The sequence below is a fragment of the Streptomyces sp. NBC_01363 genome (assembly GCF_026340595.1).
In the GTDB taxonomy this organism is placed as follows: Bacteria; Actinomycetota; Actinomycetes; order Streptomycetales; family Streptomycetaceae; genus Streptomyces.
The window spans coordinates 1,953,375-1,973,027 of record NZ_JAPEPF010000001.1 but is presented as its reverse complement, the minus strand read 5'-3'; the positions used below and the strand labels follow the sequence as shown (position 1 = coordinate 1,973,027).

The following is a 19,653-nucleotide window of genomic DNA, read 5'->3' as shown; positions in this document are numbered from 1 at the left end:
AGCAGCACCCCGTCCGCGCCGGTCAACCCAGCAGCTCACGCAGCCGGCCCGCCTGGCCCTCAGCCGTACCGGGCGGGTTCCTGCGATGCGCGGGATCTTCGAACGAGAGGATGAACAACCAGGTCAGCGCGAGCAGACGCCGGCACTCCCGCAGACGGCTGCGCTCCTCGGCGGTCAGATCGAAACAGTCGAGGAAGGCCACGGCGTCGAAACCTCCGTCGACCCAGCCGGAGACATGCTCGGTGATCTCCGCAAGTTCGAAGGCGCGGTCGCTGCGGCCGGAGTCCTCGAAGTCGACCACCCGTACCCGGGAAGCGTGCTCGTCCCAGAGGTAGTTGGCGAGGTTTCCGTCGCCGGGGCCGAAGACCGGTGCACCGGGGACGCCCGGCCCGGCGGCGAGGCCCGACCGGTCCAACCAGGCCATGCCCTCGCGCAGCGCCGCCCGGACCACCGCTCCGGCAGCCGGTCCCGGCCCCCGACCGTGCCAGGTGCGCAGCCGGGCGATCAGCCCGGTCTGGTGGTCCGGACGCATCGGCACCCGGGCAAGACGGTCGTACGGGACCGCCGCGTACAACGCGTCGAGCGTCTCGGCCATCGCCGCCATCCGCACCGCGTCCACCGGAGATCCCCGCAGCGGAACCCCCGGCACCCGTGACATCACCACCGTCGGCGGAACGGCCTCGCGATCGACGGCGATCGGTGCGGGGGCGAGGCCCGGCGCATGGGCATCCAGCAGGGTCAGGGCCCGCCACTCACGGTCGAGCAGAGCACGGGCGTCGCCCTTCCGGTACCGCTTCGTCACGTCGTCACCGCGGATCTCGACCACATGGGTGCTCCACCGCTCAGAGTTCATGGCGCCGATCCTGCCGAGCGGGGCGCGTACGGCCCACTCCTCCCGGGCTGCCGTCCCGGAGGGACACACCCCCTCAGACCAGCGGCTTGGCCGACATCAGCAGGTGCTGGTGGGCAGGGCGCGAGTCCTCCGCGTCCGCCCCGGGCGTCCGGCCGGTGACCATCGCCCGCTGGCCGGGGCCCATCAGCTCGAACCTGATCACGGGGGTGCCGAACGAGCCCAGGGCATCCATCGGATACGCGGGGTTGAAGGCGACCGTCAGCTCGTCGGCGCCCGCCAGGACGGCGGGCAGTCGCTGGGAGGCGACGTCGTCCTCGTAGCCCGCCTGGAGCAGCACCGAGCCGTCGGAGAAGACGAGGCGGAGCGGGCTGCCGCCCCCGGCCGAAGGAGCGGGCGATCCCGGTGAGCTGAGCCGACACCGGGAGCCGCCACTGACAACGGAAGAAGAAGAAGAAGAAGAACGGTTGCGGCCGACGCGACAGCGGCCACCCCCGTGAGCCGCTGCTGTCGCCCCCTATCCCTCCCCCGAGGGTGCCGCAACCGTGTTCGGACTCTAGGTCCTCGGGTAGGTACCCGGAAGCTTCAATTCGCACTGTGTGGGCCGTGGCAGGTATCAGTCCGCACAATCAAACCGGTAGCCTGCATTCCGTTTTTTGGGCAGGAGTGGAGGATCTGTGCACGCGCGGGAACGGGCCGATGACGTACTGCGGATGTACCGGTTGGCCCGGTCGGGCGGGTCCCGGGAGCTTCTGCGCTGGGTGTCCGGCCGGGCGGCGGGCTGGGCCGGGCTGCTCGACGGGGACGGCACCGTGCTGCACGGCGTGACCCGCAGCGCGGACGGTACGGGCGTCGAGTCGGCCGCGATGGCGGGCGAGTACGCGAAGGGCCTGTCGGGGCTCGACGCGCGTTCCTTCGCCTTCGACCGGGGCCCGCACACCGCGCTGCTGTTCCCGCTGGACGGCCCGCCGGACGCCGCCGCCCCGATCCTCGCCGTGGTCGCACCGCGCCCCCTGCCGGACGGGCTCGCCATCCTGCTCTCCGACGTGGCGATGCCGCTCGCCATGTGCTGGACCGCGGAGGCCGTGGAACGCAAGCGGCGCCGGGTCGACCTCGCGGAGTCCCGCAGCCGGGAAGCGGTGCTGCATCTGCTCATGACGGGTCAGCTGTCCATCGCACACCAGGTGGCGGGCGCCCTGAAGCCCACGCTGCCCGACCCCGTCCGGTTGTACGTCGTGGAGTGCCCGAGCGGCCGCCGGGACCAGGTGGCGCGGATCTGCGCGGAACTCTCCGGCGGCCGGTCCTGGATCGTCCGGTGCCCGGTCTACGCGCGCCATCTGATCCTCGTCGTGCCGGCGGACGCGGACGCGGCCGAACAACGACTCGGCCTCCGGGTCGCCGAAGTGGTGACCGAGTGCGTCGTGGGCGTGAGCGAGGACGTACCGCTGCCCGACACCGCGACCGGCTACCGGCAGGCGTTCCACGCCCTGGCCGTGGCCCGTGGGCTGCCGGACCGGCATGCCCGCTTCGGCTCGGCGCCGGATCCGGCCGTGGCCGCAGGGGCGGACGGCGCGCGGTGGGCGGACGAGCTGCTGCACCCGCTGCTCACCTATCTGCCGCGACGCGGCCAGGACCCGGGCAGCCAGGAACTCGCGGCGACGCTCGCCTCCTGGCTCGCGTTCTCCTCGCACGCGACCCTGCACCTGAAGATCCACCGCAACACCCTGGCCGCCCGGCTCCGGCTGATCGGCGAACTGCTCGGCCTCGACCTGAACCGGGTCGGCGACCAGGCCGCCCTCGACCTGGCCCTGCGCATCCGCGCCACCCCCACCGGGACCGCGAGGGCCGGCCGGGACGAGAAGAAGTCTCGGCAGTCCCCCGGCCTGGACGACATCCTGCACACCCCGGCCGTACGGGAATGGGCGGCCCAGCAACTGCGCCCGCTCACCGAGCCCGACACTCCCAGGAGCGCCACGGACCCGCGGGACACCCTCCGCGCCTGGCTCCGCTGCGCGGCCCAACTCACCCCGACAGCCGCGGCGTTGGGCATTTCGGTGCCGGGGGTCCGCAAACGTCTCACCCGGCTCGAATCGGCGCTCGGCCGCTCACTGCTCCAGGCGCCCAGCGCCCGTTACGACCTGTGGCTCGCTTTCCGGTCCCTGGACGCCACGGGAGCGGACACCGCCCGGTGAACCGGAGAGGGGGCGCGTCCGGCCGGGCCGGACACGCCCCCGTCGGGTGGGGGTCCACAACCGCGGATCCGCGGAATGCGGGTCAGCAGCTCAGATTGGAACCGGGTGTGGTGCCGAGGATCGATACGAACGCCTGGTAGCGGTCGATACGGCTCTGGACCTGGGCGGGGTTGCCGCCGTTGCACTCCAGGGAGCCGTTGATGGAGCGGATCGTCTCGCCGAACCCTGCACCGTTCACCATGGCGTTGTGGGCGGTCATGGTGCCGGGGCCGTTCTGGGTGTTCCAGTACCAGAGGCCGGTTTTCCAGGCGACCGAGGCGTTCTGCTCGACCAGGTACGGATTGCCCAGCAGATCGATGCCGAGGGCGTCACCGGCGGCCTTGTAGTTGAAGTTCCAGCTGAGCTGGATCGGCCCGCGGCCGTAGTACGCGGACTGGCCGGCCGGGCAGCCGTAGGGCTGGCTGCTGTCGCAGTAGTGCGGGTAGTTGGCCGTGTTCTGCTCGACCACGTACACCAGACCGCCCGTCTCGTGGCTGACATTGGCGAGGAACGCCGCCGCTTCCTGGCGCTTGACGGTGTCGCTTCCGGTGTTCGCGAAGCCCGGGTAGGCGCTCAGGGCCGCAGTCAGTCCGCTGTACGTGTAGAACGGATTCCGGTTCGGAAACATCTGGTTGAACTGCGCCTCGCTGACGACGAAGCCGGACGGGGTGCCCGGGTCCGTACCGCCACCGCCACAACTGCCCTGGTCCGCCCAGACGTCGGAGCTGCCGGGGGTCTCGTTCTGGGTCCACCACTTGGCGGTCCAGTTGTGTCCGTTGTAGGAGGCCGATCCGCCGCCGGTGTAGACGGACGAGGAGTTCCATGGTGCCGCGCAGTCGGCTGCCGCGGCGGTGGTGGCGGGGAGAACGACGACCATTGCGACGACCGCGCCCAGCGCGGCCAGCAGGCCCATGATGCGTCTGATCATGCGATCACTCCTTCGGTGCGGCGCAACGAGCCGGCCGGTGCGCCGCCATGGGGGGGATGACAGTCACTCAAGCGCCGCTGGTCTGCACCTGTCAAGGTCTGGACCAACGGGGGGCCCTTCCCGGCGCGGCGTTCACAGGCGGGCCGCTGGCACATTCGCACCGCCGACCCCGCCCCCAACAGGAGGAATTCCGGAAGGAGTTCATCCGGACCATGCGGCGCAGCACGGATGGAGCCGAAGGAAAAACTCCAGCCCCGCCCAACATGCGGAACGCCGGTCCGGCCGGACCGGCGGCGGGCCGTCAGCAGCCCAGCCGGGAGCCCGGCGCCGTACCGACGATGCCGGTGATCCGTTCGTACTTGGCGACCCGGGCGGCGACCGAGTCGGGGTTCCCGCCGTCGCACTCCAGGGAGCCGTTGAGCGAGCGGATCGTCTCGCCGAATCCCGCACCGCCGACCATCGCCTCGTGCGAGGTCATCGTGCCGGGGCCGATCTGGGTGTTCCAGTACCAGAGGGCCGTCTGCCAGGCGATGGACGGGTCCTGCTCGACCAGCCAGGGGTTGTCGAGGAGATCGAGGCCGAGCGCGTCGCCCGCGGCCTTGTAGTTGAAGTTCCAGCTGAACATGATCGGACCCCGGCCGTAGTAGGCCTTCTGTCCCGCCGGGCAACCGTACGGCCGGCTGTAGTCGCACTTGCGCCAGTAGTTGGCCTCGTTGATCTCCTTCACGTACTGGAGCCCGACCGACTCGAAGTCCGCGTGGGTCAGGAACGCCGCGGCCTCCTGCGCCCGCGTGGTCGGCGTGCCGGTATTCGCGAAGCGCGGGTAGGCGTGCAGGGCGTCGATCAGGCCCTGGTACGTGTAGAAGGGGTTGTGGTCCGGGAAGATCTCGTCGAACTGCGCCTCGCCGATGACGAAGTCCGAGACCCCGCCCGTACAGGCCCCCTGGTCGGCCCAGACGGTCGTGGCACCCGGATTCTCGTTCTGCGTCCACCACTTGGCCGTCCAGTTGCGGCCGTGGTGCGACACCGTACCGCCCTGCGTGTAGGCGGTCGACGAACTCCACACGGGCGCGCACTTCGGGGCCGGATCCGCGGCGGCGGAGGCGGAGACGGTGGGGAGGAAGGCGGCCGTCGCGACGACGGAACTCAGCACGATCAGAAGGCTCTTGATGCGTTTCAGCGCTGCTCACTCCTTCGGCAGGGCACGCCGAACACCTCAGCGGGCCGTCTGGACGTCCCGCCACCCAAGCCCCAATGGTCTGGACCTGTCAAGGTCCGGACCAGCAGTCGAACGCGGGCGAACGCCCACCGACAGGACCCTCCGGCCTCCCCCGCGCCCCGCCCGGCGCTCATGCCGCGAACGGAACGAGGGGGGCGGGGAGACCGTGGAGTGGCTCAGCACCGCGGAGTGAGAACGGAACGGGGGAGGGCCGGAACGGTGCGTCCCGGCCCTCCCCCGTCCTGCCTCCTAGAGGAAGGAGTTGATCTCGATGGTCTCGGTGCGGCCGGGGCCGACACCGATCGCGGAGATCGGGGCGCCGGACATCTCCTCCAGCGCCTTCACGTACGCCTGCGCGTTCTTCGGCAGGTCACCGAAGGTCTTGGCCTTGGTGATGTCCTCGGACCAGCCCGGCAGCATCTCGTAGACCGGCTTCGCGTGGTGGAAGTCGGTCTGGCTGTACGGGAGCTCCTCGACGCGCTTGCCGTCGATCTCGTACGCCACGCACACCGGGATCTGCTCCCAGCCGGTCAGCACGTCCAGCTTGGTGAGGAAGAAGTCGGTGAGACCGTTGACCCGGGTCGCGTACCGCGCGATGACCGCGTCGAACCAGCCGCAGCGACGGTCGCGGCCGGTGGTGACACCGCGCTCGCCACCGATCCGGCGCAGCGCCTCGCCGTCCTCGTCGAGCAGCTCCGTGGGGAACGGGCCCGCGCCGACGCGAGTGGTGTACGCCTTGAGGATGCCGATGACCCGGCTGATCTTCGTCGGGCCCACGCCGGCACCGGTGCAGGCGCCGCCCGCGGTCGGGTTCGACGAGGTGACGAAGGGGTACGTGCCGTGGTCGACGTCGAGCAGCGTGCCCTGACCGCCCTCGAAGAGGACGACCTTGCCCGCGTCGATGGCGTCGTTCAGGATCAGCGTCGTGTCGGCGACGTACGGCTTGATCTGCTCCGCGTACTGGAGCATCTCCTCGACGATCTTGCCGGACTCGATCGCGCGCCGGTTGAAGACCTTGGCGAGGAGCTGGTTCTTCTGCTCCAGGGCCGCCTCGACCTTCTGCTCCAGGATCGACTCGTCGTAGAGGTCCTGGACGCGGATGCCCACGCGGTTGATCTTGTCGGCGTACGTCGGGCCGATGCCTCGACCGGTCGTGCCGATCTTGCGCTTCCCGAGGAACCGTTCCGTCACCTTGTCGACCGTGACGTTGTACGGGGTGATCAAATGGGCATTGCCGCTGATCAGCAGCTTGGACGTGTCCACGCCGCGGTCGTTCAGCCCACTCAGCTCGGAGAGCAGGACGGCCGGGTCGACGACGACACCGTTTCCGATGACCGGGGTACATCCCGGCGAAAGGATTCCGGAGGGGAGGAGATGCAATGCGTACTTCTGGTCACCGACGACCACCGTATGGCCGGCGTTGTTGCCGCCTTGGTAACGCACCACATAGTCCACGGATCCACCGAGGAGGTCGGTGGCCTTTCCCTTGCCCTCGTCACCCCACTGAGCACCGAGCAGCACAAGTGCGGGCACAGGCGTACACCCCTTCCGGGCGGGGCATGTCCAAGGTCAGGGGGCGTACGTAAACGTCGTACATGCCGTACGACGATGTACGACAAGGCCTGAACCGTCGAACCGGGTGCCCCGGAATAGACGAAGCCCCTGGCGCAATAGCGCAAGGGGCTCTTGCACCAAGATGCTACCCGAGGAAGGACCGAGGTGTCGGCTGCCCAGCCCCCCGGCGACGGTGCGCACCAGCTGCTGGTGGTCATCGACCCGGTCGCCCGCCGGACCGACGGCGAGTCCGTGCGTATCGCGAAGGACGTGCTGAGCGCCGGTTCGCACGCCAAGATCTGCCTGCCCGACGGGCCCGAGGAATTCGCCCGTGCCCTGTCCCGCCGGGGCAGTCGGCGGCCGGTGGTGGTCGGCGACGACCGCGCGCTGCGGCGGGCGGTGGCCCAGCTGCACCGGGAGCGGGAGCCGGCCGGGAGCGTGCTCTCGCTGATCCCGGTCGGCAGTGCGGCCGCGCTGGAACTCGCCCATTCGCTCGGCGTGCCCATGGGCGCGGTGGCGGCAGCGCGCACCGCGCTGGACGGTGCCGTGCGCAGGCTCGACCTGCTGGTCGACGACAGCGACGGCGTGGTCCTGGGCGCGCTGCACATCCCGGCCCTGAGCACGCTGTCGGGCGCGGCGGCCACGCACACGGGGGTCACCGCGGTCTGGGACACCTGCCGCAACCTGGTCCGCACGCTGGTGCGCCCCACCCCGGCGACGCCCGCCGCCCCGCCGCCCACGCACCGGCTGCGGGTCGAGGCCGACGGTGTCCTGCTGAACGATCTGGACCGCCCGGTCGAATCGGTGACCGTGACCTCGCAGGGCGGCGACGGGGGCCTGGCGGAGGTGGTGATCCGCCCGCCGGCGGCCGACCCGGAGACGACGGAGGCGAAGGCCGTCACGGTCTCGGGCGCGGACTTCCGCTACCGGGCGGACATACAGGTCGGCGGCCCGGTCCGGACGCGGACCTGGACGGTGCGGGCGGGGGCCTGGGGACTGATGCTGCCGGTGGCGGAGGGATAGCGTCCGGGCACGGGGGCCGGACCGGACGCCGGACCACGCGGCCGGGCCCCGCGTGCCCGTCAGGCGTCCGCGTGCCCATCGCCGGATGGGAGGTCGAGCGTCTTGCGGTGCTCACGCCAGCGGTCCATCAACCCGCCCAGCTCGTTCTGAAGGAACTCGAAGAACGCCGCCGTCTCGATGAGCCGGGCACCGGCCGGGGTGTCCTCGCCCAGGGTGCGGGCGCCTTCCTTGAGGGTGCTCTCCCAGCGGGTCAGCACCCGGTCTCGGCTGACGAATGTCGTGTACCAGACCTCGTCGTGCACGCGGTAGCGGTCGCGGCGCGAGCCCGGCTCGCGCTCGCGGCCGACCATGCTGACCTGCGTGAGGTAGCTGACCGCACCGGACACGGCCGCCGGGCTGATCTGCAGCGCCATGGCGAGCTCGGCGGAGGTCATGGAGCCGTCGTCGTCCGCCAGGAGCGCGGCGAAGACCCGGGACGCCATCCGCTGCATCCCCGCTTCGGTCATGTCGGACGCGAACCGCTCCACGAACCGCGACACGGCCTCCGCGTCACGCCCGGAGCGCGTGCTCTGTTCGGTTTCGCTGGTCATCGCCCGATCGTCTCCCCTGCTTTTCCGGCCCCCGCCATGACGTCAACTTTATACGCTTCCTTAACTTCACAAATTTATGAAAGTAGCGTACGTTCAAAACATGACGAAGGCAATCACGGTGGCCGGACTGCACAAGTCGTTCGGTCGGACACACGCGCTGGACGGCCTCGACCTCACCGTCGAGGCCGGCGAGGTCCATGGCTTCCTCGGGCCCAACGGCTCCGGGAAGTCCACCACCATCCGGGTGCTGCTGGGTCTGCTGCGGGCCGACTCCGGCGCCGCCCAGCTGCTCGGCCGCGACCCGTGGCGCGACGCGGTGGAGCTCCACCGGAAGGTGGCGTACGTCCCGGGTGACGTCACGCTGTGGCGCAACCTCTCCGGCGGCGAGGTGATCGACCTGTACGGGAGCCTGCGCGGCGGCCTCGACCGGGCCCGGCGCGCCGACCTCGTCGACCGGTTCGAGCTCGACCCGACCAAGAAGGGGCGTACGTACTCCAAGGGCAACCGCCAGAAGGTCGCTCTCGTCGCCGCCTTCGCCTCCGATGTGGATCTGCTGATCCTGGACGAACCCACCAGCGGACTCGACCCGCTGATGGAGGAGGTCTTCCAGGACTGCGTCGCCGAGGAGCGTGCGCGCGGGCGGACGGTCCTGCTCTCCAGCCACATCCTCAGCGAGGTCGAAACGCTCTGCGACCGGGTCAGCATCATCCGCCAGGGGCGGACGGTGGAGACGGGTTCGCTGGCGGACATGCGCCACCTGACACGTACGAACATCAGCGCCGAGCTGGCCGGAGCGCCCGCCGGGCTCGACCGTCTGCCCGGCGTCCACGACCTCGACGTCCAGGGCCTGCGGGTCACGCTCCAGGTCGACACGGACAAGCTGGACGCCGTGCTCAAGTCGCTCACCGCGTCGGGCGTACGGACGCTGACCAGTACCCCGCCCACGCTGGAGGAGCTGTTCCTGCGCCACTACACGACGGACGCGGCGGACACGACGAACACGGCGGACGCGACGGACGCGCCCGGCAGCGACGAGGGCGCGGGGGTGGCGGCGCGATGACTGCCGTGACCACGACCGCCCCGGCCGGCACCCGGCGCCCGACCGGGGCCTCGACCGGGCAGCTCGCCGGGACGTGGCCCCTGCTGCGGCTCGCACTGCGGCGCGACCGCGTCATGCTGCCGATCTGGGTGCTCGCTCTCGGCGGCTCCTTCTCCTCCGTCGGCAGCTCCATCGCCTCGCTGTACGGCACCACCGCCCAGCGCGCCGAACTCGCCGCGTCGATGAACGGCAACAGCTCCCTCCGGGCGATGTACGGACCGGTCTTCGACGACTCGGTCGGCGGGCTCGTGAGCTGGCGGATGGCCGCCTTCGGAGCGGTGCTGGCGGCCGTGATGAGCCTGATCGTCGTCATCCGGCACACCCGGGAGGAAGAGGAGACCGGCCGCCAGGAGATGCTCTCCTCCGCGATGGTGGGACGCCGCGCCCCGCTGACCGCAGCGCTGCTCACCGCGGTGATCTCGAACGCGGCACTGGCGCTGGTGATCGCGGCGGGCCTGGCCGGGTCCGGCGCGGGCGGCGCCGGGGCACTGGCGCTCGCCCTGGCAGTCGCCGGGACGGGTGTGCTGTTCGCCTGCACGGCCGCGATCACCGCGCAGTTCACCGAGAGCGCCCGGCTCGCCAAGGGGCTCACGGCGGCGGTGATCGGTGCCGCGTTCGTCCTGAAGGCGGCGGGCGACTCGGCGACGGACGACGGCTCTTCCGTGCTGACCTGGCTCTCCCCCATCGGCTGGGCGGAGAACGTACGGGCGTACGCGGACGAGCGCTGGTGGGTGCTGCTCGTCCTCGCGGCGGCCGTGGCGGTCCAGGCCGTCCTCGCGTACAGCCTGGCCGGGCGGCGCGACGTCGGCATGAGCTTCCTGGCCACCAGACCGGGGCCCGCGCAGGGGCGGATCTCCACGGCGTTCGGTCTCGCGCTGCGGCTCCAGCGCGGTGCGCTGACCGGGTGGACGCTCTCCTTCGCCGTGGTCGGTGTCGCCTTCGGCGGACTGACCGGCGGGGCGGCCGATCTCGTCGGTGACAACGCGAAGACCAGGGAGATCTTCGAGCGGATGGGCGGACAGTCCGGTCTGACCGACGCGTTCCTCGCCGCGATGGTCTCCGTGCTCGGGATGGTCGCGGCGCTGTACATCGTCGCGTCGGTGCTGCGGCTGCACGGCGAGGAGACCGCCGGACGCGCCGAGCCGGTGCTGGCGGGCGGAGTGGGCCGGATCGGGTGGGCGGCCGGCCATCTGGTCATCGCGTTCGGCGGCGCGGCCCTGCTCATGGTGGCCGGTGGCCTCGGCCTGGCCGCCGGCTACGGCCACGACCTCCCGGCCGTGCTGGGTGCGTCGCTGGCACAGCTGCCGGCGATCTGGCTGCTGGGCGGGGTGACGGTCCTGCTGTACGGGGCGTTCCCGAAGGCGGCGGTGGCGGCCTGGGGCGTCGCCGGGATCTGCCTGGCGCTGGGGTGGCTCGGGCCCGCCGTCGACATGCCGCAGGCGGTGATGGACGTGTCACCGTTCACGCATCTGCCGAAGCTGCCTGGTGGCACGGGAATGGAATGGGGCCCGGTGCTCGCGCTCACCGCCGTCGCGGCGGTGCTGGTCGGGGCCGGGGTGGGGGCATTGCGCAGGCGCGATGTCCTGACCTGACGGTGACGTGGGGGGCAGGGAGTCCCGGCCTGGTGCAGGGACTCCCGGCCAGATGCGGGCTCGACACGAGATGCAACCTCACCGCGGTGCCCCTGCGTCACCCCGTTCATGGAGAACCGAAGCGAAGCCGTCCGCGGGATCGCCGGATGCCTGGTCGTCGCCGCGGGCGGGGCCGCCGGGACGCTCGCCTGGGCGCCGTACGGCAGGCATGGCATCTTCGGCGGCTTCGAGGGCGCGACGGAGTGGAACGTGCTCTGGCTCGGGCTGCCGGTCATGGCGCTCGGCGGCATCACGGCCGGGCTCGTTCTCGTGGCCCTCGCGGGGTGGAAGTGGCGGCGGGCGCTCGGGGCGGCGGCGGTGCTCGCCGCCCTCACCGGTTTCGGGGTGGCCTTCGACGTACTGGAGGGCCCGCCCCTGGCCTGTGGGCCAGGATGCTGAGCGCCGGGCAGCCGGACGCCCGGCGCATCGAAGTCCCGGCCCGCGGCCTCGTCACAGCTCCACGCGGAGTTCCTTCAGGCCCCTGATCACATAGCCCGGGTTCCACTCCGGTTCGGCCGCAAGCCGCAGGTCCGGGGCGCGGCGCAGCAGCTCGCCGAAGGACGCGGCCAGTTCTACCCGGGCCAGCGGGGCGCCCAGGCAGAAGTGGATGCCCGCCCCGAAGGTGATGTGCGGGTTGTCCCGCCGGGCCAGGTCCAGGGTGTCCGGGGCGGTGAAGCGGGCCGGGTCGCGGTTGGCGGAGCCGAAGAGCAGGGCCACCTCCGAACCGCGCGGAATGACGGTGCCGTCGATCTCGATGTCGTCCAGGACCCAGCGCTCGAACATCTGCAACGGGGTGTCGTACCGCATCAGCTCCTCGATCGCCGTCGGCAGCAGCCCGTGGTCGGCGCGCAGGGCGGCCAGTTGCTCGGGGTGGCGCAGCAGGGTCCACCAGCCGTTCACGGTGGTGTTGACGGTCGCCTCGTGGCCGGCGTTCAGCAGCAGCACACAGGTGGAGATCATCTCCTGCTCGCTCAGTCGCTCCCCCTCGTCATGGGCGGCGATGAGCGCGGAGATCAGATCCGTACCGGGGTTCCTGCGCCGCTCCTCGATCAGCTCACGCAGATACGCGGAGAAGTCGAGCGAGGCGCGGACGGCGGCGCGGGCGGTCTCCTCGGACGGGTTCAGCTCGAACATTCCGCAGATCGCCGCGGACCAGGGCCGCAGCGGGGCCCGGTCGGACTCCGGGATGCCGAGCATCTCGGCGATGACGGCCACCGGCAGCGGCTCGGCGACCGCCGTGAGCAGATCGCCGCCGCCCGCCTCGACGAAGGAGTCGACCAGCTCGGCGGCCAGCCGCCGCACGGTCGGGACCAGCTGCTCGACCGTACGCGGGGTGAACGCCTTGGAGACCAGGCGCCGGATCCGGGTGTGGTCGGGGGCCTCCAGGTCGAGGATCCCCTGCCCGTTGAGGGTGTGGAAGGGCTCGTGCGCGGCGGGCGGCGGCGTGCGGCCGAACTCCTCGTGGGTGAAGCGGTGCAGATACGTGCGCCCCAGGCGACGGTCGCGCAGCAGCGCGGACACATCGGCGTGGTGCGGGACGAGCCACTGGTCGGTCGGCTCGAAGCGGTGCACCCGGCCGGTGGCGCGCAGCGCGGCGTAGGCGGGGTACGGGTCGGCGACGAAGGCCGGGGACCAGGGGTCGAAGGGGGCATCGGCCGCGGAACGGGGAGACGGGTGCATAGGCGGACGCTAACCGCACCCCACCGCCGCCGACCACCCAGCCCGCACGCTTCCACGCGCAACCGCACGCTTCCGCGCGCAACCCATGCCCCCGGCACCTCAGGACGGTGTGACCAGCCGGGCCTCGTACGCGAAGACGGCCGCCTGGGTGCGGTCCCGCAGCCCCAGCTTCACCAGGATGCGGCTCACATGCGTCTTGATGGTGGACTCCGCGACCACCAGATGCGAGGCGATCTCGGCGTTGGACCGGCCCTGCGCGATGAGGACGAGCACCTCCGTCTCGCGCTCGGTGAGGTCGCCGATCCGGGCGAGGGCGGGCGAGCGCGGGGACTCCGCGAGCTTCGAGAACTCGTTGATCAGCCGCTTGGTGACGGTCGGGGCGAGCAGCGCCTCACCGGCGGCCACCACCCGTACCCCGTCCGCGAGCTGGCGCGCGGAGGCGTCCTTGAGGAGGAAGCCCGACGCCCCGGCGCGCAGCGCCTGGTAGACGTACTCGTCGAGGTCGAAGGTGGTCAGCACCAGCACCTTGGCGTCCGCGTCGGCGGCGACGATCTCGCGCGTGGCCTCGATGCCGTTGAGTTCCGGCATCCGGATGTCCATCAGGACCACATCGGGGCGCAGGGCCGCGACCTGCGCGATGGCCTGCCGTCCGTCGACCGCCTCGCCGACGACCTCGATCCCCGGCATGGCGTTGAGCAGCACCGAGAAGCCCTCGCGGACCATCATCTGGTCGTCCACGATCAGCACCCGGATGGGCGGGGTGGTGGGGGTGCTCATGCTCGGTCCGCCTGTTCCGCCCGCTCCGTCTTCCCGAACCCGACCGGCCCGGCCCCGCGCGTCCCGTCCTGCTCCTGGGACTCGGGATCGGCCTGCACGGGGATGAACGCGGCGATCTCGTAACCGCCCTCGCCCGTCGCCTCGGCCGTCATGTCGCCGTTCAGCATCGCGACCCGCTCCCGCATCCCCGTGATCCCGTGACCGGCCCCCGGCGAGGGCTTCACCGGACCGGTGGGCGGCCCGTTGACGACCCGCAGACCGAGCCCGCCCAGCACATAGCCGATCTCCACCTTGGCGGATGCGCCCGGTGCGTGCCGCAGCGTGTTGCTGAGGGCTTCCTGGATGATCCGGTACGCGGACAGCTCGACCCCCTGCGGCAGCTCACGCACCGCACCGGTGATCGTCTTCTCCGTCTCCAGGCCCGCCTCGCGCACATTGGCGAGGAGCCCGTCGAGCTGGGCGAGGGTCGGCTGCGGGGCGTCCGGCGCCTGGTAGTCCTCGGCCCGTACGACACCGAGGACCCGGCGCAGTTCGGTGAGGGCGGCGACGGCGTTCTCCCGGATCGTGACGAAGGCCTGCTCCAGCTCGGGCGGCGGATTCTCCACCCGGTACGGGGCGGCCTCGGCCTGGATCGCGACGACCGACATGTGGTGGGCGACCACGTCGTGCAGCTCACGGGCGATGGTGGTGCGCTCCTCCAGCAGCGTGCGCCGGTCGCGTTCGACGGCGGTCACGGTGCGCTGCACGGTCACCTCGCGCTCCGCCTCACGGCGGATCTGCACCATGGAGACCATGAGCAGGGCGAACGCGGAGGTCAGCGCCATGCCCACGGTGGTGGTCCCGGAGCGCCAGACGGCGTTCTCCATGAACGTGCCGAGCAGTACGGTCAGGCCCCACATCCAGGCGGCGGTGCGCGGCCCGGTCCTGACCGCGACGACGACCAGCACGACCAGGTGCGCGAAGAACGTGCTCGGCCCCCACGGCCACCCGTCGCCGCCGAGCATCGCGGTCACCGGGGTCGACGCGAGCGACATCCAGAACGCCCCGACCGGCCTGACCAGCGTCATCACGACGCAGACGGCCGGGAGCGCCGCGATCACCTCGGCGGCCGGAAAGCTCGTCCGGGAGGCCTCCGTCAGGAAGACGATGAGCGCGGCCAGCACCACCATCGCGTGCGGCGCCCAGGTGGCACGCGCCCGCACCCGCTTCGGCAGCCGGCGGATCACCGGCCCGTCGATCCGCAGTCGCGGCATCGGGCGGTAGGCGAACGCATCGTGGAAGAGGGCCTGCCGGAGGCCGCCTATCGCCCCCGCGGCCATCCGGTACTCCGGACTTCTGTTCTTGGTCTCGGTCACGCTTCCACGGTAGGGGGCGGGCCGGGGCCCGGTCGTCAGCAGTGATACGGATCCTGTGCCGTCCGTCGCAAGTACTACGGACTCCTCCGCACCGCCGTCCCCGCCCTCACCAGGCCAGCTGTGCGAGCTCCTCCGCCACCACCGCGCACGCGTCCGCCGCCGGGTCGATCAGCGGGTAGTGGCCGACGTCGGGCAGCAGGGTCAGCCCCACCGTCTCGCCCGCCTTCGCCGCCGCGTCGACGAACGCCTCCGCGACCGCCTGCGGCACATCGAAGTCGGTGGTGCCCTGCACCACGGTGGTGGCGATGCCGGTGGGCAGCAGCACGGCCGGGTCGGCGTGCGGGGCCCGCTCCCCGAAGTCCTCCTCGCGGCCGAGGAATTGACCGACCGCCCCGGAGCACACGTCCAGCCCGACGGCGGTGGCGAAGTCGGCGATCGGCGCGAGGGCGACGACGCCCCGCAGCTGCGGCGGCGCGGGCAGCCGCCACGGCGAGCCCTCGGGCAGTACGTGCCGGGCGGCGGCCCACAGGGCCAGCTGCCCGCCCGCGGAGTGCCCGGTGACGACGATCCGCCGGGCATCGGCCTGAGGGAGTTCCCGGGCCAGCAGCGCCGGCAGCGCGTCCATCGCCGCGGCGACATCGTCGAAGGTCTCCGGCCAACGGCCCGCCACCGGACCGGCCCCCCGCTGCTGCGGGATCTCGCTGCCGCGCCGGTACTCGACGCTGGCGACGGCGAATCCGCGCCGGGCCAGGAAGTCCGCGAAGGGCGACACATGCTGCCGGTCGTACGGCGCCCGCCACGACCCGCCGTGCAGGACGACCACGACCGGCGCCCCGGTCCGCCCGTCGCGCGGGGCGTAGAAGTCGATCAGCTGGTCGGGGTGGCTGCCGTAGGCGGCGGATGCGTCGGGCGCGACCGGTGGATGCGAGAGGGCCGACTCGGTCTCGGCTGCGTCCCGATCACGCGCGGCAGAATCCGACATGCTGCTCCAACCGTCCTGTAGCTGTGCCCAACTGGCCTGACCTGCGGGGACGGTACCAGTACGGAAGGCTCCCGTCCCCCGGCGGCGGACCGCCCGGTCTCACTACCGCTCCAGCCGGTAGTAGTACGCCCCGTACAGACCGCCCTCGAAATCACCGAAGAAGTAGGTCCAGGGGCTGTCCTCGGAGAAGACCGCGGGATCGGCGCCGTCGAATTCGGCCCGCACCCCTTCGGCGAACCGGGCGAGTTCGGCGTAGGGCGCACGCTGGTCGCCGCCCGTGCACTCGCGCGCCACCCGGAGCTTTCGCCGGTGCAGCAGGCCGAGCAGGTGCCGCAGCGAGGAGAGATCCGCGTGCACCGGGCGGAAATCCCCCGGAAAGAGTGCGATCTCGTCCGGGAAGGCGTGCACGGTGCCGTCATCGAGGTGCAGGAAGAGGTACCAGCCCTGGACCGCTCCGAAGAGCAGCAGCTCGCCGAACTCCCGCTCCACGATCTCCACTTCGTCGCCGAGGTGCACCAGCGTGGACCGTTCCACGGCGCATTCCTCGGCCGCGAGGGGCGGGGCCATCCGGAACGGTCCCTGCGGGAAGCCCAGTTCGCACAGTACGCGGAGGTCGTCCGGCCGTCGCACCACGCCGGACAGGACCGTGCGCGAGGCCCGCACCCAGCCGGGCGGCGGCACGGTGGGGACGGGGCCGCCCTCGTCGCGGCCGATGTCGAAAATCATGTGGTGTACCCCCGTCGTCCGCTGCCGTCGCACCACATCCTGCCCGTGCCCGCGGCGGGTCAGGGCGCCGACAGCGCCCTGACCCGACCGGAACTCCTAGCCCGCCAGCACCTCGGCCAGCGCCCGCGCCGCCCGTTCCACGTCCGCGAAACCGACGTACAGCGGCGTGAATCCGAACCGCAGTACGTCCGGCCGGCGCAGGTCCCCGACGACGCCCCGCGCGATGAGCGCGCTCATCACCGGCTCCGCGCCCGCGCAGCGCAACGCGACCTGGCTGCCGCGTTCCGCGTGCGCGGCCGGGGTCACCGAGGTGACCCGGCCCTCGGGCACGTACCCGGCGACGCACTCCAGGAAGAAGTCCGTCAGCGCCAGGGACTTGGCCCGTACCGCCTCGACCGACACCCCGTCCCACACGTCGAGCGACGCTTCGAGCGCCAGCATGGAGACGATGTCGGGGGTGCCGACCCGGCCCCGTACGGCGCCGTCGGCCGGGGCGTACGCGGGGGTCATGCCGAACGGGTCGGCGTGCGACGTCCACCCCGGCAGCGGTGAGTCGAAGACCGCCTGGTGGCGTTCGGCGACGTAGATGTAGGCGGGCGAACCGGGGCCGCCGTTCAGGTACTTGTACGTGCAGCCGACCGCCAGGTCCACGCCGTGCTCGTCGAGGCCGACGGGCAGGGCGCCCGCGCTGTGGCACAGGTCCCAGACGGCGATGGCGCCCGCCTCGTGCACGGCAGCGGTGAGTCCGGGCAGGTCGTGGAGCCTGCCGGTGCGGTAGTCGACGTGGTTGAGCAGAACAGCCGCGGTACGGGGGCCCAGCGCGCCGGGCACCTCGGCGGGGGCGACCGGGACGAGCCGGTGACCGGTCATCCGGGCCGCGGATTCGGCGATGTACCCGTCGGTGGGGAAGGTCGTCGCGTCGACGAGGATCTCGTCGCGCCCCTCCGGCGCCAGCCGGGTGGCCGCGACGACGGCCTTGAAGACGTTCACGCTGGTCGAGTCACCGACGACGATCTGGCCGGCGGCGGCCCCGACGAGCGGGGCGATCCGGTCACCGATCCGTTCCGGCGCGGTCCACCAGCCGCTCTCGTCCCAGGACCGGATGCGCAGCTCGCCCCACTCCCGGGTGAGGACCTCCTGCACCCGGGCGGGAACGTGTCGCGGCAGCGCGCCGAGCGAGTTGCCGTCGAGGTACACCCCGTCGTCGAGGGTGAACAGCTTCCGCAGATCGGCGAGTTGATCGGCGGCGTCGAGTGCCGCGGCCCTCGCGGCGAAGGACTCAGACATGGCTGCGCGCCGTCCACAGCTCGGGGAAGACGTTCTTCGTGGCCCGCTTCTCCAGCCAGGCGACCCCTGCGGAGCCGCCGGTCCCGGTCTTCGAACCCATCGCGCGCCGGGTGGCGACGAGATGGTCGTTGCGCCAGCGCCACACCAGTTCACCGACATCGGTGAGCGCCTCGCCGAGCCGGACCAGATCCTCGTGCTGTTCCGGGGCGGCGTATATCTCCGCCCAGACCGCCTCGACCTCGGAGGACGGCTCGTACTTCTGCGCCAGGTCCCGGCCGAGCACGGCCTGCGGCACGGCGAACCCGCGCCGGGCGAGCAGGGCGAGCGTCTCGTCGTAGAGACTCGGCTCGCCGAGCGCCTTCTCCAGCTCGGCGTGGACGCGGGGCGCGCCCCGGTGCGGCACGAGCATGGACGCGGACTTGTCGCCCAGCAGGAACTCCATCCGCCGGTACATCGCCGACTGGAATCCGGAGCCCTCGCCGAGGGCGGAGCGGTAGGAGTTGAACTGGGCGGGGGTGAGCTGGGCGAGCGGGGTCCAGGAGGCGTTGAGTGCCTCCAGCTCCCGCACCGAGCGCTTGAGCGCGTCGCGTGCGACGGTCAGCCGGTCCTCGCGCAGGGCGTGCGCGGCGGTCTCCCACTCGTGGACGATGACGGTGAACCACAGCTCCATGACCTGGGTGGTGACCAGGAAGACCATCTCGCCCGGATCGTCGGAGCGAAGGTGTTGGAGGTGGGTCAGGACATCCGCCTGGACATAGTCCTCGTACGGAGTCGTTCCCGCGAAGTCGAGGTGCGGGGTCTGCGCACCGGTGGCTTCGGGGTCGGGGTGGATCGTCGACATTGCTGTCTCCTCGACACAAGCTTCCGGGTAGCGGTCCGCCCCTTCCGTGAGGTGATGGAGCTCCGGTCCCCTGTCGGCATCCTAGACGGACGCCCCAGGAGTGCGCAGACCCCGCGGACGTACCACCTGTCCGCGGGGTCCGGCGGAAAGCTCCAGGGCCTTTCGTTTGGATCATGCCGGGCTCGCGGGGCCTGGCACGCACGCTCCCTGATCCGGCCTGATCCAAACGAAAGACCCTAAGGGCTGTCCCGTAATCCCTGGTGGATCAGCGTGCGGCGTCAGATGCGGTGCATCGCAAGGCGGAGGGACGCCCGAATACTGGATGTATTCGGGCGTTCCGACAACGCGGCGAGGTGCCGTAGCTGTCGTCGCACGCCCGCCAGGGATTACGGGACAGCCCTTAGCCGAGGGTCTCGGCGGCGGTCGGCGAGGACTCGCGCAGGAACGTCGAGCAGCGCTCGTACTCCTCCTGCTCACCGATCGACCGGGCGGCCCGCGCCAGGGCGTGCAGGGCGCGCAGGAAGCCGCGGTTCGGCTCGTGCTCGAACGGTACGGGGCCGTGGCCCTTCCAGCCGGCCCTGCGCAGTGCGTCGAGGCCGCGGTGGTAGCCGGTGCGGGCGTAGGCGTACGACTCGATGACGCGGCCGCCGTCGAACGCCTCGTCGGCGAGCTGTGCCCAGGCCAGGGAGGAGGTCGGGTACTTCGCGGCGACATCGGCGGGGGCCGTGCCGTTCGCGAGCAGCTCGCGCGGCTCCGGGTCGTCGGGCAGGTGGGTCGGGGGAGGGCCCCCGAGCAGGTTCTCGTGGATCGACATGGGTTCAAGTGTGCCTGGCACATGCGTGCCGGGGGTACCCGGGCGCCCGGGTCGGACGCCCGGCTC

18 protein-coding genes and 1 pseudogene are annotated in these 19,653 nt (G+C 71.6%); 5 read left to right on the top strand and 14 right to left on the bottom strand.

Features of this window, described 5'->3' with window-relative positions:
* Nucleotides 1–22 precede the first annotated feature (22 nt).
* Nucleotides 23–853 (bottom strand): phosphotransferase family protein, encoded by an 831-nt coding sequence (locus tag OG611_RS09315; RefSeq protein ID WP_266417395.1) that lies wholly within the window; start codon nucleotides 851–853, stop codon nucleotides 23–25.
* A gap of 73 nt (nucleotides 854–926) precedes the next feature.
* Nucleotides 927–1,235 (bottom strand): annotated as a pseudogene (locus OG611_RS09310) (DNA polymerase III subunit beta); the annotation flags it as partial.
* A gap of 328 nt (nucleotides 1,236–1,563) precedes the next feature.
* Here OG611_RS09310 and OG611_RS09305 point away from each other — a divergent pair.
* Nucleotides 1,564–3,042 (top strand): helix-turn-helix domain-containing protein, encoded by a 1,479-nt coding sequence (locus OG611_RS09305; RefSeq protein ID WP_266425686.1) that lies wholly within the window; start codon nucleotides 1,564–1,566, stop codon nucleotides 3,040–3,042.
* 82 nt (nucleotides 3,043–3,124) lie between these two features.
* On the opposite strand, the gene OG611_RS09300 is transcribed toward OG611_RS09305, so the two are convergent.
* The 3 genes from OG611_RS09300 to OG611_RS09290 form a co-directional block, all read right to left on the bottom strand.
* On the bottom strand, nucleotides 3,125–4,009 hold the full coding sequence (locus OG611_RS09300; protein ID WP_266417394.1) for a glycoside hydrolase family 19 protein: 885 nt from the start codon (nucleotides 4,007–4,009) through the stop codon (nucleotides 3,125–3,127).
* 301 nt (nucleotides 4,010–4,310) lie between these two features.
* Nucleotides 4,311–5,162 (bottom strand): glycoside hydrolase family 19 protein, encoded by an 852-nt coding sequence (locus OG611_RS09295; protein ID WP_266417393.1) that lies wholly within the window; start codon nucleotides 5,160–5,162, stop codon nucleotides 4,311–4,313.
* Between the two features lie 315 nt (nucleotides 5,163–5,477).
* Nucleotides 5,478–6,761: an adenylosuccinate synthase gene (locus OG611_RS09290; protein ID WP_266417391.1), complete on the bottom strand. Its 1,284-nt coding sequence runs from the start codon at nucleotides 6,759–6,761 to the stop codon at nucleotides 5,478–5,480.
* Nucleotides 6,762–6,947: 186 nt separating this feature from the next.
* On the opposite strand from OG611_RS09290, the gene OG611_RS09285 reads away from it, so the two are divergent.
* Complete coding sequence (locus OG611_RS09285; RefSeq protein WP_266417388.1) at nucleotides 6,948–7,805, top strand: diacylglycerol kinase; 858 nt, start codon at nucleotides 6,948–6,950, stop codon at nucleotides 7,803–7,805.
* Between the two features lie 59 nt (nucleotides 7,806–7,864).
* Here OG611_RS09285 and OG611_RS09280 read toward each other — a convergent pair whose 3' ends face one another.
* On the bottom strand, nucleotides 7,865–8,395 hold the full coding sequence (locus OG611_RS09280; RefSeq protein WP_266417385.1) for a GbsR/MarR family transcriptional regulator: 531 nt from the start codon (nucleotides 8,393–8,395) through the stop codon (nucleotides 7,865–7,867).
* Nucleotides 8,396–8,495: 100 nt separating this feature from the next.
* Between OG611_RS09280 and OG611_RS09275 the strand changes: the two genes are divergently transcribed.
* From OG611_RS09275 to OG611_RS09265, 3 genes are all read left to right on the top strand, one after another.
* Entirely contained in the window at nucleotides 8,496–9,455 is a 960-nt protein-coding gene (locus tag OG611_RS09275; protein WP_266417382.1) for an ABC transporter ATP-binding protein, read from the top strand.
* Nucleotides 9,452–11,086 carry an ABC transporter permease gene (locus OG611_RS09270; RefSeq protein WP_266417380.1) on the top strand — a complete coding sequence of 545 codons (1,635 nt, stop codon included), beginning with the start codon at nucleotides 9,452–9,454 and terminating at the stop codon, nucleotides 11,084–11,086. The genes OG611_RS09275 and OG611_RS09270 overlap by 4 nt, the downstream gene beginning before the upstream one ends.
* Nucleotides 11,087–11,194: 108 nt before the next feature.
* Nucleotides 11,195–11,524, top strand: coding sequence for a hypothetical protein (locus tag OG611_RS09265; protein WP_266417378.1), 330 nt, complete (start codon nucleotides 11,195–11,197; stop codon nucleotides 11,522–11,524).
* A 51-nt stretch (nucleotides 11,525–11,575) separates the two neighbouring features.
* Here the strand turns inward: OG611_RS09265 and OG611_RS09260 are convergent, their stop codons facing one another.
* From OG611_RS09260 to OG611_RS09225, 8 genes are all read right to left on the bottom strand, one after another.
* The gene (locus OG611_RS09260) at nucleotides 11,576–12,805 is read right to left on the bottom strand and encodes a cytochrome P450 (RefSeq protein ID WP_266417377.1); all 1,230 of its coding nucleotides are present in this window, start codon (nucleotides 12,803–12,805) and stop codon (nucleotides 11,576–11,578) included.
* A 99-nt stretch (nucleotides 12,806–12,904) separates the two neighbouring features.
* The gene (locus tag OG611_RS09255) at nucleotides 12,905–13,582 is read right to left on the bottom strand and encodes a response regulator transcription factor (protein ID WP_266417374.1); all 678 of its coding nucleotides are present in this window, start codon (nucleotides 13,580–13,582) and stop codon (nucleotides 12,905–12,907) included.
* Nucleotides 13,579–14,901: a sensor histidine kinase gene (locus OG611_RS09250; protein ID WP_266425684.1), complete on the bottom strand. Its 1,323-nt coding sequence runs from the start codon at nucleotides 14,899–14,901 to the stop codon at nucleotides 13,579–13,581. Before OG611_RS09250 ends, OG611_RS09255 begins: the two co-directional genes overlap by 4 nt.
* A 142-nt stretch (nucleotides 14,902–15,043) precedes the next feature.
* Nucleotides 15,044–15,919 (bottom strand): S9 family peptidase, encoded by an 876-nt coding sequence (locus OG611_RS09245; protein WP_266417370.1) that lies wholly within the window; start codon nucleotides 15,917–15,919, stop codon nucleotides 15,044–15,046.
* 102 nt (nucleotides 15,920–16,021) lie between these two features.
* Nucleotides 16,022–16,645, bottom strand: a complete 624-nt coding sequence (locus OG611_RS09240) for an SUKH-4 family immunity protein (protein ID WP_266417367.1) — start codon at nucleotides 16,643–16,645, stop codon at nucleotides 16,022–16,024.
* 96 nt (nucleotides 16,646–16,741) lie between these two features.
* The gene (gene kynU, locus OG611_RS09235) at nucleotides 16,742–17,932 is read right to left on the bottom strand and encodes a kynureninase (RefSeq protein WP_266417364.1); all 1,191 of its coding nucleotides are present in this window, start codon (nucleotides 17,930–17,932) and stop codon (nucleotides 16,742–16,744) included.
* The gene (locus OG611_RS09230; RefSeq protein ID WP_266417362.1) at nucleotides 17,925–18,773 is read right to left on the bottom strand and encodes a tryptophan 2,3-dioxygenase family protein; all 849 of its coding nucleotides are present in this window, start codon (nucleotides 18,771–18,773) and stop codon (nucleotides 17,925–17,927) included. The genes kynU and OG611_RS09230 overlap by 8 nt, the downstream gene beginning before the upstream one ends.
* 400 nt (nucleotides 18,774–19,173) lie before the next feature.
* Nucleotides 19,174–19,587, bottom strand: coding sequence for a DUF3151 domain-containing protein (locus tag OG611_RS09225; RefSeq protein ID WP_266417359.1), 414 nt, complete (start codon nucleotides 19,585–19,587; stop codon nucleotides 19,174–19,176).
* Between the last annotated feature and the right edge of the window lie 66 nt (nucleotides 19,588–19,653).

Coding starts and splice junctions, on each gene's coding strand:
- OG611_RS09250 (WP_266425684.1), bottom strand. CDS start 14,901: ATGGCCGCGGGGGCGATAGGCGGCCTCCGGCAGGCCCTCTTCCACGAT.
- OG611_RS09300 (WP_266417394.1), bottom strand. CDS start 4,009: ATGATCAGACGCATCATGGGCCTGCTGGCCGCGCTGGGCGCGGTCGTC.
- OG611_RS09275 (WP_266417382.1), top strand. CDS start 8,496: ATGACGAAGGCAATCACGGTGGCCGGACTGCACAAGTCGTTCGGTCGG.
- OG611_RS09230 (WP_266417362.1), bottom strand. CDS start 18,773: ATGTCGACGATCCACCCCGACCCCGAAGCCACCGGTGCGCAGACCCCG.
- OG611_RS09225 (WP_266417359.1), bottom strand. CDS start 19,587: ATGTCGATCCACGAGAACCTGCTCGGGGGCCCTCCCCCGACCCACCTG.
- kynU (WP_266417364.1), bottom strand. CDS start 17,932: ATGTCTGAGTCCTTCGCCGCGAGGGCCGCGGCACTCGACGCCGCCGAT.
- OG611_RS09245 (WP_266417370.1), bottom strand. CDS start 15,919: ATGTCGGATTCTGCCGCGCGTGATCGGGACGCAGCCGAGACCGAGTCG.
- OG611_RS09280 (WP_266417385.1), bottom strand. CDS start 8,395: ATGACCAGCGAAACCGAACAGAGCACGCGCTCCGGGCGTGACGCGGAG.
- OG611_RS09255 (WP_266417374.1), bottom strand. CDS start 13,582: ATGAGCACCCCCACCACCCCGCCCATCCGGGTGCTGATCGTGGACGAC.
- OG611_RS09270 (WP_266417380.1), top strand. CDS start 9,452: ATGACTGCCGTGACCACGACCGCCCCGGCCGGCACCCGGCGCCCGACC.
- OG611_RS09265 (WP_266417378.1), top strand. CDS start 11,195: ATGGAGAACCGAAGCGAAGCCGTCCGCGGGATCGCCGGATGCCTGGTC.
- OG611_RS09240 (WP_266417367.1), bottom strand. CDS start 16,645: ATGATTTTCGACATCGGCCGCGACGAGGGCGGCCCCGTCCCCACCGTG.
- OG611_RS09305 (WP_266425686.1), top strand. CDS start 1,564: ATGTACCGGTTGGCCCGGTCGGGCGGGTCCCGGGAGCTTCTGCGCTGG.
- OG611_RS09260 (WP_266417377.1), bottom strand. CDS start 12,805: ATGCACCCGTCTCCCCGTTCCGCGGCCGATGCCCCCTTCGACCCCTGG.
- OG611_RS09315 (WP_266417395.1), bottom strand. CDS start 853: ATGAACTCTGAGCGGTGGAGCACCCATGTGGTCGAGATCCGCGGTGAC.